15 protein-coding genes are annotated in these 13168 nt (G+C 33.7%); 4 read left to right on the top strand and 11 right to left on the bottom strand.

Annotated features, from left to right (window positions below; genetic code table 11):
• Positions 1–8: 8 nt before the first annotated feature.
• The 9 genes from ACWF5P_RS03740 to ACWF5P_RS03700 form a co-directional block, all read right to left on the bottom strand.
• A complete protein-coding gene (locus ACWF5P_RS03740; protein ID WP_452444629.1) occupies positions 9–1778 on the bottom strand; it encodes a hypothetical protein in 1770 nt (589 codons plus the stop codon).
• Positions 1779–1819: 41 nt separating this feature from the next.
• Positions 1820–2878 (bottom strand): glycosyltransferase family 4 protein, encoded by a 1059-nt coding sequence (locus ACWF5P_RS03735; protein WP_452444616.1) that lies wholly within the window; start codon positions 2876–2878, stop codon positions 1820–1822.
• A 48-nt stretch (positions 2879–2926) separates the two neighbouring features.
• Complete coding sequence (gene pssE / locus ACWF5P_RS03730; protein ID WP_452444615.1) at positions 2927–3412, bottom strand: PssE/Cps14G family polysaccharide biosynthesis glycosyltransferase; 486 nt, start codon at positions 3410–3412, stop codon at positions 2927–2929.
• On the bottom strand, positions 3409–3864 hold the full coding sequence (pssD, locus tag ACWF5P_RS03725; RefSeq protein ID WP_053347094.1) for a PssD/Cps14F family polysaccharide biosynthesis glycosyltransferase: 456 nt from the start codon (positions 3862–3864) through the stop codon (positions 3409–3411). Before pssD ends, pssE begins: the two co-directional genes overlap by 4 nt.
• Positions 3865–3930: 66 nt before the next feature.
• Positions 3931–4584, bottom strand: coding sequence for a sugar transferase (locus tag ACWF5P_RS03720; RefSeq protein WP_452444628.1), 654 nt, complete (start codon positions 4582–4584; stop codon positions 3931–3933).
• Between the two features lie 55 nt (positions 4585–4639).
• Positions 4640–5515: a UTP--glucose-1-phosphate uridylyltransferase GalU gene (gene galU / locus ACWF5P_RS03715; protein ID WP_452444614.1), complete on the bottom strand. Its 876-nt coding sequence runs from the start codon at positions 5513–5515 to the stop codon at positions 4640–4642.
• A gap of 113 nt (positions 5516–5628) precedes the next feature.
• Entirely contained in the window at positions 5629–6402 is a 774-nt protein-coding gene (locus ACWF5P_RS03710) for a tyrosine-protein phosphatase (protein ID WP_452444613.1), read from the bottom strand.
• 134 nt (positions 6403–6536) lie between these two features.
• Positions 6537–7214 (bottom strand): CpsD/CapB family tyrosine-protein kinase, encoded by a 678-nt coding sequence (locus ACWF5P_RS03705; protein WP_452444612.1) that lies wholly within the window; start codon positions 7212–7214, stop codon positions 6537–6539.
• Positions 7215–7252: 38 nt separating this feature from the next.
• The gene (locus ACWF5P_RS03700) at positions 7253–7933 is read right to left on the bottom strand and encodes a YveK family protein (RefSeq protein WP_452444611.1); all 681 of its coding nucleotides are present in this window, start codon (positions 7931–7933) and stop codon (positions 7253–7255) included.
• A 476-nt stretch (positions 7934–8409) separates the two neighbouring features.
• Between ACWF5P_RS03700 and ACWF5P_RS03695 the strand changes: the two genes are divergently transcribed.
• Positions 8410–8709: a helix-turn-helix domain-containing protein gene (locus tag ACWF5P_RS03695; RefSeq protein ID WP_452444610.1), complete on the top strand. Its 300-nt coding sequence runs from the start codon at positions 8410–8412 to the stop codon at positions 8707–8709.
• 119 nt (positions 8710–8828) lie between these two features.
• Here ACWF5P_RS03695 and ACWF5P_RS03690 read toward each other — a convergent pair whose 3' ends face one another.
• Entirely contained in the window at positions 8829–9671 is an 843-nt protein-coding gene (locus ACWF5P_RS03690; RefSeq protein ID WP_452444609.1) for an SGNH/GDSL hydrolase family protein, read from the bottom strand.
• Between the two features lie 822 nt (positions 9672–10493).
• On the opposite strand from ACWF5P_RS03690, the gene ACWF5P_RS03685 reads away from it, so the two are divergent.
• The gene (locus tag ACWF5P_RS03685; RefSeq protein WP_452444608.1) at positions 10494–10685 is read left to right on the top strand and encodes a hypothetical protein; all 192 of its coding nucleotides are present in this window, start codon (positions 10494–10496) and stop codon (positions 10683–10685) included.
• 126 nt (positions 10686–10811) lie between these two features.
• Positions 10812–10949, top strand: a complete 138-nt coding sequence (locus ACWF5P_RS03680) for a VOC family protein (protein WP_452444607.1) — start codon at positions 10812–10814, stop codon at positions 10947–10949.
• 270 nt (positions 10950–11219) lie between these two features.
• Here the strand turns inward: ACWF5P_RS03680 and ACWF5P_RS03675 are convergent, their stop codons facing one another.
• Entirely contained in the window at positions 11220–11450 is a 231-nt protein-coding gene (locus ACWF5P_RS03675) for a hypothetical protein (protein ID WP_137024133.1), read from the bottom strand.
• Between the two features lie 457 nt (positions 11451–11907).
• Between ACWF5P_RS03675 and ACWF5P_RS03670 the strand changes: the two genes are divergently transcribed.
• Entirely contained in the window at positions 11908–13098 is a 1191-nt protein-coding gene (locus tag ACWF5P_RS03670) for an MFS transporter (protein WP_452444606.1), read from the top strand.
• Positions 13099–13168: the final 70 nt, after the last annotated feature.

Genomic DNA, 13168 nt, shown 5'->3' with positions numbered 1-13168 from the left:
GACAGATATTAAATAATATATTGTTTCATTAATTTTATAAAACCTAATAGTGTAATTACTTGATCTTTTTCAAGAGTACTACCTTGGTTAAATAAGAATTCACAGTCATTCTTCAAATTAATGTCATCTACTAAATTTATATTTTGATTAAAAAGATATTCATAAAATTCTCTTAATTGACTATTATTTTGGAACCAATAATCTAATGGATGCATATGATTTTTTGTACTTAATTTTAAACCTAATTTATTTTTTATCAATTTAACAGCTGCACTTGGAACACTAGTCCATGGTACCGGGACCCCTTTAATGGTTATCAATCTGCGGTTTATTTTCCCTTTAACCTTTTCGTAAATGAAATCAGCCGCTTCTGGATAATATTGATTAATCCATTTAATATAAATATTATGGCCTCTACGTAATTCTAATGGCATAGTAAGGCAAAAGTCCATAAAATCAATATCTAAAAAAGGTGACATTGTTTCTGTATATTGATACATAGGCTTCAACCCGGTATTAACACCAGTAAAACCACGATTATAAAATTTAAATAACTCTTGATCTTCCTGATTGTAAGTTTTTTCTTGAGTGTACTCTACCTTATCTATTAATTTATTTGAATAAGCACCATCCCCGCGTGTAAAACCCTCACGTTTTCCATTATTATAAAATGTTCCTATAACTACATCACCAAGTTGACCAGTGTGAACAAGACCATAGTGATTTAAATTAATATTCCGTATCATACTCATAGTGTGAGCAATTGTGCTAGACTGGCTTCGTGCACCCGATATTTTTACAGAATCATAGAAATATTTATAAAGATAGGTTCCATTATCCAACGCTTTAAACATCCATTCTGTTTTCAACTTACTAGTAATTTGTTTTGGAACCGTTTCATCTAAATAATCTGTTTGAGAAAAAGTATAATTCAACATATTCGTGTAACCCATATCATACGCAACCCAGGCAGTCATTCGGGAATCTAAGCCTCCACTTAACGCAACCAAGTGCTTGTAACCATACTCTAAATCCTTATCAAACGCTCTTTTAATTGCTTGCCTAAAGAGGCTATCGATTTTCTTTAAAGCTTCTTCCTCTGTTATATTGACTGATTTATTATTTAAAATGTAATAGGGTTTTTTTTCACATCTATTAGTTGAAAAGTCAATATAATGCCCTGGAGTCAAGCTATAAACATCATTAAACAAAGTTTCGTTACATAGAACATGTGAATGGGTCAGCAAACAATATGCAGCGTTAGTATTAAGCTTAAACCTTTTACTTGTATGCATTTGTACCATCTTAATAAGAACTTCAAAATCGGTTGCAAAGTATAGTCTATGATCCTCTGTAAAATGGTAAAAGATTTCTTTGTCTCCAATATGGTTTGTATATAAAACCATACCATCCTTATTTAAATAAAGTCCCGCAAATGTTCCTCTAAACTCTTTATAGAATGTTTCAGGATTTATAGTTACCATTTTATTAAGCAAATCAGTAATATTATGCTCTTTAATTTCATACTTTTTATACAATTCATGTTTGTTTAAGATTACCCCGTCTAGAATCAAATAGTTATCATTTTTACAAAAAAACACTTTATCACCCTGGAACTTGTTAACAGTATTCCTGAAAAATTTCCCATAAAAATTAGGTGTTGTTACAATCGTCTCTTCATCGATTAATGTATTTTTTTTCTCAATTAAATCATAAATATCTAATTCTTTTTCTAAGATATCATTTTCCCTTGAAATATAGCCAAAAAAGCCTGGCATCAATATACAGCTCCTTTTATTGGACGCTTTCTCCCCAATTTCTAGCCTTTTAATAGTTCTTTATACAACTCAACAATTTTTTCGACTGAAACATAAATATTATATTCTAACCTTATTTTTTCACTATTATTTCTTTCAAACTTCTCAATACTAAATTGGTCATTTAATATATTAATTAAGCAGTTGGTTAAGGTTTCTACATCACCAGGTTTAATGACAAAACCATTCTCTGCTTTAACAACAGAAGATATTGAACCAACATCTGTAGAAACTACCGGTAAACCATAGCTCATGGCTTCCAAAATCGACATGGGCATTCCTTCATTATAAGAAGGCAAAACATAAATGACACTCTTCCTATAGATTTCATCAATCACCCTTTGATCAGAAATCCAACCGGGTATTACAAACATATCTTCTACGTTTAATTCTCTTATTCTCTTTTTAACTTTATCAATTTCACCATCACCGGCAATTAAAAATTTATATTTGGAATTAATTTTTCCTTTTATTTGCGAAGCTGTCTCAAGAAGATCGTACGTTCCCTTCCTTTTAGAGAGAACGCCCATTGTTGTTATATAGATTTTTTCTTCAGAGCTTTTTAAAATTTCTTTAGGAAATACAGCATTATCTAAAGAAACAACCTTGGTTTTACTAATTGATTGATAATATTCCTTCCATTGCTCTCCCAGTGCAAGGATAAGAGAAACTTTATTGAGTGTATCCTTAATTTGTTTTTGCTGACCATTTGAACTTTCATTATAAAAGTCCTTAAATTGAGAACCATGCATATGTAGTACAATCGGTATGTTTTTTCGATTTAATAGATGAATAATATACCTTTTACGAACATAGCTTCCTCGATAGGACATATGAATATGTGCCACATCGTATTGTTTATTCAATAGATTTAAGTTAATGAAAAGTTTAAAATACTGAATAACAAAATAAATTATATTAATAAAATGATTGCTTCCATAATAAGTAGGGAAGTATTCGAGATTTACCTTCTTTGGCATTCCGGATTCCAAGTAATTTTTCACAACTCTGGTAATTCCACCGTTCACACGCAGATGAGAGCCTATCATTATTACTTTCATTGATTCACCTTTTTCTTCTTCGTTGTAATCGATAAACAGGTCTTAATATTATGTTAAATTTATTAAGAAGTTCTCTAATATTTTAATAACATTGTTTGTATTAGATTGGTATACTCTAAAGTCCATATTTTTTACTTTTTCTATTGCAAATTCTATTTCTTTAGTATCTGAAACCGCATAGATTATATTTGAATTAGCAAACTGTTCTATTATTTCAATCTGATGGTTATCAACATGCTCTCCAAACTCTTTCATTCTTGGAACGCCAATTACCTTCTTTTCCATTTTGACACCGTTAATTATTGAACCAGTTCCTCCATGCGTAATAATGATAGCGCTCTTCTCCATCACTTCTAAAAATTCCTCTTTATTTAAAAACTGCTTAAAAGAATATAGTTTGGGCTCATATGTTGAGTAGCCAATTTGAGCATAAATTTCATCAGATTTAAGAAAATTTTTCCCTACTAAATGGTCTATTTCCTCTAATAATCTATTAAACTGAAATTTTTGAGAACCCACTGTAACAAATATCAATATATTCCGCCTCCGTAGATTGCATTAGGATAAAACTTTTTTAATTCTTCCCATTGAATTAAAAATAAATCTGCAATCCTATACATTATCCTTCCAGTAATTGTTGGAGAACTAATTTTTGAGAAGGATTCAATAAAAATTAGTTTTTTTCTAAACAACTTTGCTAATAAACAGATTGGCACTGTAGCTAATGCACCAGTTGAAATTACAACATCGGGTTTTTCTTTAAAGAAAATAACAAATGATTCTATTATTAATATAAATAACTTAATAATAAACGTTTTTTCTCGTCTATTTATTTGAGTGACATCATAAGCTTTTAAATTCTTTGAATTAAAGTTATATTGAGTTCTTTCTGTCAATATAAAACTGTCGTGTTTGTTCATTAATGGAAAAAGCATCATAAGTTGTTCTAAATGTCCACCCGAAGATGCTGCAAAACAGATTTTCAAAATTTATCCCTCTCTTACTTCTTCACTTAAACAAAAGTAATTAATTTATACAAACACAAACTACTATTAAAAGGCAGCTTTAGATCCAAATAAAACAACAACTGTTTTTAGGACAATTTTCATATCAAAATAAATTGTTCTTTTTCGAATATACTGAATATCTAATTCGACCATTTCTTTAAATCCCACATTGTTTCTTGCAGTAACCTGCCATAAACCAGTACATCCAGGAGTAACTAGTAAACGTTGTTTATCATATGATGAATACTCTTCCACCTCTCTTTCTAGAGGAGGCCGGGGGCCAACTAAGCTCATATCACCCTTTAATACGTTCCATAGTTGTGGTAACTCATCAATACTTGTTTTACGAATAAATTTTCCAATCCTTGTAATCCTAGGATCATTTTTCATTTTAAACATAGCCCCAGAGACTTCGTTTAAAGTTAGCAAATCTTTTAATCTCTCTTCTGCGTCGGTTACCATTGATCTAAATTTATACATTTGAAATTCAGTTTCGTCTTTCCCGATTCGAACCTGCTTAAAAAAAACAGGTCCTTTTGGATCTTCTATTTTTATCAAAATAGCTACAATCAAAAAAATGGGTAATAGAAGAATAAGTCCTAAAAGTGATCCTATAATATCTATTAATCTTTTCATTCTTAAATAACCCAAATTAGCATTTAATTGATCTGCTGTTAATAAGTGGTCAGATGATGCCACTCTCTGCTCTACTGCTACAGCTTTCAAATTGGCTCCTCCCTTACTCTTATTATTCTTATATCTTTTGTTTTACTAGTAGGTTCTCTATAAACTCTAAAACATTATCTTTTAAAGTTATATCATTCATAGCAAACTCAATTGTCGTTTGGATAAACCCTAGCTTCTCCCCTACATCAAATCGTTTTCCTTCAAAATCATAAGCAAATACTCGTTGAATTTCATTTAATTTTTGAATCGCATCAGTCAGCTGAATTTCTCCGCCTGCTCCTAGTTCTTGTTTTTCCAAGAACATAAATATTTCAGGTGTAAAAATGTATCTGCCCATGATTGCCAAGTTGGATGGGGCTGTTCCTTTTGCTGGCTTTTCGACAAAGTTAGTTACTTCATAGCGTCGCCCATTTTGGTTACTAGGATCGACAATTCCATAACGATGAGTTTCTTCTTCAGGAACTGTTTGTACACCGATTACAGATGATAAGGTTTTATCATATTCATTCATTAACTGTTTTAAGCAAGGTGTTTCTGCTTGGACAATATCATCACCTAACAATACCGCAAATGGTTCATTTCCAATGAATTTCCTTGCACACCAAACTGCGTGACCTAAACCTTTTGGTTCCTTTTGCCTAATGTAATGAATATCCACTTTGGAGGGAGCTTGAACCTTTTCTAGTAATTCAAATTTATTTTTCTCCATTAAATTGTTTTCCAGTTCAAACGCGTTATCGAAGTGATCTTCAATTGCTCGTTTTCCTTTTCCGGTAACAATAATAATATCCTCGATTCCAGATGCTACAGCCTCTTCAATAATATATTGAATCGTCGGTTTATCGACTATAGGAAGCATTTCCTTTGGCATGGCTTTAGTAGCCGGTAAAAATCTTGTTCCTAATCCTGCTGCTGGTATTATTGCTTTACGTACTTTTTTCATTAGATATCAGCCCTTTCTAGCTCTTTTATTCAAAAAAAAAAAAACGATATATAGTTTTACATAGGTAAAAATTATATTATAATAATGAAAGCGTTTTATAATTATTTATCATTCTAAAATATTCCTAAAATTTTCCTTTTGAATGGCACAGGTTTTTCAACATAAGGACTTTGGTCCTTCAATAACTGTTCAGCATTTTCTTTGAAATAAAATGTACGTTCTATCCCATATACTTTTGTAATTGTTTCATATGCATGTTGTAAAGTGAACCCTCTAGAGCCGATATTATGTGCATCTGTTGCAATAAAATGGGCCAGATTATGTTCGATAATCTTTTTTGAAAATGATTGAATACTTTTACCGAAGTTCCCTATGATACTGCCAGAGGTAAGTTGAGTTAACGCGCCTTCCTCGACCAATGTAAATAATAGTTTATGATTTTCGTTCAATTCCTTATTTCTCTCCGGATGTACGATAATCGGTGTGATTCCTTTCAGCAGCAGCTCATAAATCACTTCTTGTGTGTATGTAGGAACCCTTCCCGATGGGAGCTCTAGCAGCAAATATGTACCGTTATCATCTAATGTTAGGATTTCTTCCTTTTCAAGTGAAGTAAATATGTCCCGATGTATTCTTACTTCTTGTCCGAGATGAATGGTTAGAGGAATATTGTTTTGTTGTAAGCTCTTATTTAACCTCACTGTATGGTCAATGATGTTATTTTTAACATTTACATATTTCTCATTTAAGTGATGTGGCGTGGCAAATAAATGGGTGATTCCTGCTTCTACCGCTTTCTTTGCCATGTTGAAGCTTTCTTTAATATCAGCAGATCCATCATCAACTCCTGGGAGAATGTGACAATGTATGTCAATCAAGTTTCTCACACTTCCTTTTATAAAAACGGGATAATAGGCTTAATCACTAAGAAATCAGATAGGAATTAATACCCTGACTAATAGTAGCATATAAAACTGCCATTAAACAGGGTGTTATTTTGTCGAATCTTGTTTTATTTTCTTTAAGATTGATAGTAATAATAGTTGCTGTTATCCGTTTCAACGCCATTCAAAACGACTCCAAGCAAGGATGTGTTAGCTTTCAATAAAAGCTCCTTTGCTTTTACGGCACTTTGTTTGTTTGTCTTGCCGCTTGCCACTACCATGATCACGCCATCACATTTATTGGCTACAATCTGGGAATCCGGCACTACTAAAACGGGCGGTGTATCAAAAATGATATAATCATAGAATTCTTTTAGTTCATCAATGGCTGATTCTATCGCTTTGGAATTTAATAACTCTGAAGGATTAGGTGGTATCGGCCCACTTGTTAAAATATCTAAGTTTGAAACATTTGAATTCAAGATAGTTTTTCTTAAGTCACTTTTCATTGTCAATACGCTAGTAAGTCCATGTATATTACTAAGGTTAAAAGCATAATGAACCGATGGTTTCCTTAAGTCCGCATCCACAAGCAATACTTTTTTCTCTTCTTGAGCAAGCACAATCGCTAGGTTGGCAGCTGTAGTCGATTTCCCATCATTAGGCTCCGATGATGTAACCACAATCGTTTTGATTTCTTTATCTACTGAAGAGAATTGTATGTTTGTCCTAATTAATCGATATTGTTCAGTAATAGGTGATTTAGGATTAGTCTGCGCAATTAAATTCACTTGTTTTTCATCTTTACTTCTCAAAAATTCCACTTCCTTTCTTAATTTCACTGAATGGTTCTTTATTTATGTTGCGATATTTTTTGAATAGATCCAAGGATAGGCAATTCTAGTAGTCTCTCTATATCATTCTCGTCCTTGATTGTATTGTCCATATACTCAAGTAGAAATGCCAAGCCTACTCCAGCCATCAATCCAACCATCAACGCAATGGCGATGTTCATTAATGGATTAGGTTTTACAGGCGTAGGATTCTCCATAATTTCTGCCTTGGCAAGCACGCTTACATTATCGACGTTCATAATATCCTTGATTTCCTTTTGGAACGTTTCAGAAACAGTGTTTGCTATTTCTACTGCTTTTGTAGGATTACTATCTAGAACTGTTAAAGAGAAGACTTGCGAATTTTCTTGACTGTTAATCGTGATTTTTTCACTAAGTTGGTCAACACTTTGGTCCATTTCAAGCTCATCAATGACCTTCTCCAAAATGGCAGGGCTTTTTATGATGACACTGTATGTATTTATCATATCGATATTCGATCGTATTTGATTAGAGTCCAATTGGTTCTCTGCTTGTTTCTGATTAACGAGAATCTGTGTTGAAGCTTGGTAAACAGGTGTTAATAAGAAATAAGAAATTGTTCCACTAATCAAAGCGGCAATTAATGTCAGCAGCATGATTAGCTTCCAACGTTTCTTTAATGTTTTAAAAATATCTTTAATACTAATAGTTTCTTCCATTTCATCCTCCTGTTATGTTAAAAATGACCTATTGCATTATACCATAATATTACCTAATTATATGTATTTTCAAGGAAATTTACATGAAACTTACATTGAAAGAATTCTTTTCAAATGCCTAAATAATTTTACAAAAAAGAAAACGCTAATACAAAGGAAAAAATCCCCAAATTTCTAATATTGTATTAATGACAAGTAAATAACTCATTTTCCAGAATATTTCCGCCTGAAATTTTATTAAACCTAAGTATACACCCACTACCATATTCTGTTAGGCATTCGCGCGATTTAACAACATTTACCATTATGAAAACCTAACTAAATGCCCACCAACACAGGAAAATTCGTTTATATATATAATTGTGTCAAGTATTTTAGTGCCTAGTTATCATTAAAAATGAAAGGAAAATGTGTAAACTAACAGTGATAGGTTAAATCAGTATATAATTTTATATTAATGGTTAGGTGTGGTCAAAATGATAGGTTACCGAGTTAAGTCGCTTAGGGAAGAAAGGAAAATGTCAATTAGTGAACTCTCCGCAAAATCCGGCGTTGCCAAATCCTATATAAGCTCACTGGAAAGAAACCTTCAAACAAACCCTACTATTTTAGTTTTGGAAAAAATCGCTCGAATCCTTTGTATAAAGGTGGATGCTCTACTATATGAACGACCAGACATGGGCATGGATGAAGAGTGGATTGAAATTATGCAGGATGTAATGGGGTCAGGTATATCGAAAGAGGCTATGCGCGAATTTATCGAAGATAGAAAGTGATGTCTTTAAGGATTAAGAAACTATGATACCGCTTTCTTTTCGCTCCTTAAGAGAAGCCAAAAACTATAAAAGGGGAAAAGCGGTTATAGCCACTTTTCCTCCTTTTATTACTATGTGTACTACTTCTTCAACATAAAATATTCCTCCATCACCTCGAACCATATGTAATGCCCTTGGTCATTGGGATGGATGTTATCATTAGTCAGTATATCAGCCAATCTCATATTCTTTTTCTTTAGCTTCTTTTCTATCTCTTCTTTGCTATTTATATAAGTCCATTTATTTGTTTTGATGACCTGCTCGGAAGCGTGAATATAATCCATATAATTCAAACCTAAACTATTCTCCGTTTTACCATTTGCAACAGGGTTTGGTGAAATCATTAGAATTTTCGCATTCGGCAGCTCATTTTGTAACTTTGTCATTATGCTTTCCAAATCTTTTTGCGTCTGTTCCAAGCTAAGTGATTGATAATGATTGTTTATCAGCGAATTTTCAAAAATAATCAGATCAGGATCATCTTGAATGACCGCTTCAATTTTCTTTCCTTCCAGCAAATCCTCTGTTGAATACCCCTCATGTCCATGATTAATGAACCTTAGTGTTTCTAAATCATCACGATCTGCTCGCAAACTCTTCTCTAAGCGTCCTGCCCAACTATTGGAAGAATTACTTGCCCCGGTTCCGGAAGTACCATTACTCCCCACTAAGGAAACAATAACCCTATCTTGCGTTAGCGACTTATAATGCAGGTAATCTATTAGCGGCTGCTGTTTATTATTTTCCGGTTTTAAACTTTGGATTAATGCTTCCCTTTCTTCTTTTTCCTCTTCTTTCACTTTTGCTGCAGCTTCTCTAGCCTCTACCCCTGCTGCCTGACTTATGTTTTTCCAATGCAGTTGGCCAAAAACTAGCACTGCTAAGCAAATTCCAGCGATAATGACTAAACCATATTTGCTCATCTTTACCTCCCATAATAATTAAACATTAGTGACTGACATGGAAGCCTTATAAAATAGAGTAAAACTCTTATTTTTGTACTGCTACTGGAGCTCTATTTCACTTTTTTCGATTATTTTTCTCTCATTAATTATAACTATCAAATTTTTTGCGATAAAGAATATTCTTTCAATTTATTCCGACAACACTCGACATTGTTATGGTAAGGTCTTCGCCTTTTAAGAGGTATTTTCTTATCAGGAGAAATTACCATTGGTTAGCTGTACCTGATTTGAATGCTGCTAAAAAGTGATAAGAACAGGTATCAAGTTATTTTACTGCCCAACATCTTAGGCGATGGTCTTTTTATGAGAAAGCTAACTGATTCACCTTCTCGGCTTTCTTTTAAGGATTAAATTGTAAAGTAATTGCATCAAATTTCTCATATACAAAGAAAGCGCTTTCATTTATAATTATCACAACAAAACCAAGCCGAGAGGTGTGTTCAATATGGTAGGTAAAAATGAAGGGAATTTCTTAAAAGGACTTTTGTTTGGTACATCTTTGAGCATACCGTTATGGATTTCTTTTATTGGATGGATAAAATTGATTATTAATAGTTTATTTTAGAGCCCTAGGGCTCTTTTTATTTTGCTTTGGTCGAGACAAACCCTGCGAGCATGAAAAATAATACTGTACTATCCTAATACTAGACACGAATCCCCATCAATTTTTTAACCCCATGTAAACTATGTTATGGTTTTTTTTGTTTTAAGTAATGTTATTGTATTTCCAGTTTCCTTCTCTCTTTTTCGTTGTATGATAGAAAAAAAGGAGTTTTGGGAATGATTATTCTGCAGTATATTGGAAAAGTTTTTTCATTCATGCATAAGGATATACCGGAAACTCATGTTAAATGCCATGTTTGTGCAGGTACAGGTGCCTACGATATTTATACAGATTGTCTTACCTGTAATACAAAGGGATTAATAAGTAAAGTTGAGTATAATAGGAGGCTTGAAGAGGGTGAGATTTAATGAATTTCATGAGTCGATATATGTAATCAAAGAAGCAGTATTGGCTATTGCTTCTTTTTTTGTCCCAAAAACGGTACCGTTTGTCCCTCCCCTTCAAAGGGTATTTTATTATCAGGGGGGATACATATGACAGCAATTACTCATGTTGGATTGGCTGTTCCTGATTTGGATGCGGCGATTAAGTGGTATGAGCAGGTGTTGGGATTCAAATTATTGGCGGGTCCCTATTCGTTTGATGCGAGTGAGGAGAATGACCTAATATGACGAATGATCTTCTTGGTGATGAAGTTAAAAAGATGCGTAATGCTCATATGATGGCGGATAATGGAGTGGGGATTGAGCTTTTTGAGTTTCTGGAATAAAAGCCGCGATTATTCCGCATTGCCTTTTACTTTTGTCGTTTTGTATCGCCTCCATTTACTGTAGGTTTCAAAGAGGCTGTTTTATCTTCTGTATCTTCGGCGTACTAAATCTAATTAAGATTATTTAAATTCAAAAAATCCAGCATTTCTGCTGGATATTCCAAAGTACCATTCACTTAACCAAATTCAATACTTCTAGAAGCCTACCATCTGAATTATAGTTAAAAGTGACCGTCTTATCATCATGAATGTGATAGCTTAAACCAAAAAACTCTCCGTCTTCCGGAAATTTTTGTATAAAATCCTCGAGTTGTTCGGAATTTAGTTTAACGACCATAGGTTTCTTCCTATTATGTAGAGAATCTTCTACCCTCTCCATTACAGTCTCTGTAAATCTACCCATAATTAACTCCTTTAATCTCTCATTTCCCAAATAATATACCTTATAAATGGTAAATAAAAGGTCCTTAATTAAAATTTCATAATAATGACACGATTCCTTAACAACTCTCCCTAGCATCTGACAGTTTCGCCATAATTACCAATTTGATATTAATTTCCATTCGAACTGCGTGTTGTTTCATGCAAGGTTACAGCCCCTCTAGAGAAGGGTTCTGTCTAGACAAGAACATGATCTAATAGAAATTGATAATATAATCCGCACTAAGACCCGTGTGTTGTATTTCTTGAATATAAAGTGACCTCCATCCTGATTTTTTGTTTCTAAATAAATTAATATGGGCTAACTATTAGTCAATATTACTTAGATTTATAGTGATCACTTAATTTTTATAGATTGTCCGCTATAACTTTAGTAAAATGATAATGATAATTACTATCAATTAAGGAGAATGGCTGTTATGGGTGTACCTTTGTTAAAAGAAGAACTTCCGGTTGTAAATAAAATCTGGTCCCGTGATTTTATTATGATTTTCTTGGCTAACTTTTTTGTTTTTTTATCCTTTCAGATGACTTCCCCGACCCTTCCGCTTTTTGTAAAGGAGCTTAGCGGAAATGAACGGTATATTGGGTTAGTTGCTGGAATGTTTTTATTTTCTGCCCTGATTGTCCGCCCTTTTGCTGGACAGGCCTTGGAAACAAAAGGTAGACGTTTTGTTTTCCTGTTCGGTCTAGCCCTTTTGGCTGTAGCGATTGGTTCGTTTGGATTTATGATGAGTATTTTCTTTCTATGCGCCATAAGGATTGTACAAGGGATTGGCTGGGGATATGCGACCACGGCATCAGGTACGATTGCCTCCGATCTTATCCCAGCAAAGCGCCGGGGTGAGGGAATGGGATACTTCACTTTATCGGGTAATTTGGCGATGGCTTTTGGTCCTTCATTTGGGCTTTTCTTAGCGGATGTTTTAACCTTTCAACATTTGTTTTTATTTTGCGGAGTATTAAGCCTTGCAGCTTGGATCATGGCTTCAACAATTACTTATAAAAAAGTAGATCATGATCATGCTCCTGCCCCTGCCCCAGCTAAAACTAATAGGTTTGACATTTATGAAAAAAGCGCTGTTGCTCCGTCCGTTCTTATTTTTTTTATTACGGTAACTTTTGGCGGGACTGCTACCTTCTTACCGCTTTATACAATTGAAAAAGGTCTGACAGGTATTCAAGGATACTTTTTTCTTTACGCTTTTGCTCTTATTTTCACACGTATGTTTGCTGGAAAGATCTATGATCAAAAAGGACATCAAGCTGTCTTCATTCCGTCTACTCTTTTTATCGTAGTGGCGATGCTGTTGCTAGCATGGATGCCAAGTAACATGATTCTGTATTTGGCAGCTATTTTTTATGGCATTGGATTCGGTGCTGTCCAACCGGCTCTTCAAGCGTGGTCTCTTGAACACGCTGCCCGAAATCGAAAAGGCATGGCCAATGCCACTTTCTATTCCTTCTTTGATCTTGGAATCGGTTTCGGTGCCATCCTCTTCGGACAAATCGGCTATCTTTTTGGGTATATAAGCATTTACATAATGGCAGCAGTCTCTGTGGGGATTTCAATATTGGCTTACCTATGGATTTTAAGAAAAATGAAGTAATTACACATTATAGGACATCTTTATAGATGTTCTTTTTTTCTGGAAACAGAAGTGATTTTGTAGAACAGTT

This window comes from Peribacillus sp. NPDC055009 (assembly GCF_053608705.1).
Note: the sequence above shows the minus strand (reverse complement) of the source record. Positions and strands in the feature narration are given on the sequence as shown.

Coding starts and splice junctions, on each gene's coding strand:
- ACWF5P_RS03735 (WP_452444616.1), bottom strand. CDS start 2,878: ATGAAAGTAATAATGATAGGCTCTCATCTGCGTGTGAACGGTGGAATT.
- ACWF5P_RS03740 (WP_452444629.1), bottom strand. CDS start 1,778: ATGCCAGGCTTTTTTGGCTATATTTCAAGGGAAAATGATATCTTAGAA.
- ACWF5P_RS03690 (WP_452444609.1), bottom strand. CDS start 9,671: ATGAGCAAATATGGTTTAGTCATTATCGCTGGAATTTGCTTAGCAGTG.
- ACWF5P_RS03675 (WP_137024133.1), bottom strand. CDS start 11,450: ATGGGTAGATTTACAGAGACTGTAATGGAGAGGGTAGAAGATTCTCTA.
- ACWF5P_RS03695 (WP_452444610.1), top strand. CDS start 8,410: ATGATAGGTTACCGAGTTAAGTCGCTTAGGGAAGAAAGGAAAATGTCA.
- ACWF5P_RS03685 (WP_452444608.1), top strand. CDS start 10,494: ATGATTATTCTGCAGTATATTGGAAAAGTTTTTTCATTCATGCATAAG.
- ACWF5P_RS03680 (WP_452444607.1), top strand. CDS start 10,812: ATGACAGCAATTACTCATGTTGGATTGGCTGTTCCTGATTTGGATGCG.
- galU (WP_452444614.1), bottom strand. CDS start 5,515: ATGAAAAAAGTACGTAAAGCAATAATACCAGCAGCAGGATTAGGAACA.
- ACWF5P_RS03700 (WP_452444611.1), bottom strand. CDS start 7,933: ATGGAAGAAACTATTAGTATTAAAGATATTTTTAAAACATTAAAGAAA.
- ACWF5P_RS03670 (WP_452444606.1), top strand. CDS start 11,908: ATGGGTGTACCTTTGTTAAAAGAAGAACTTCCGGTTGTAAATAAAATC.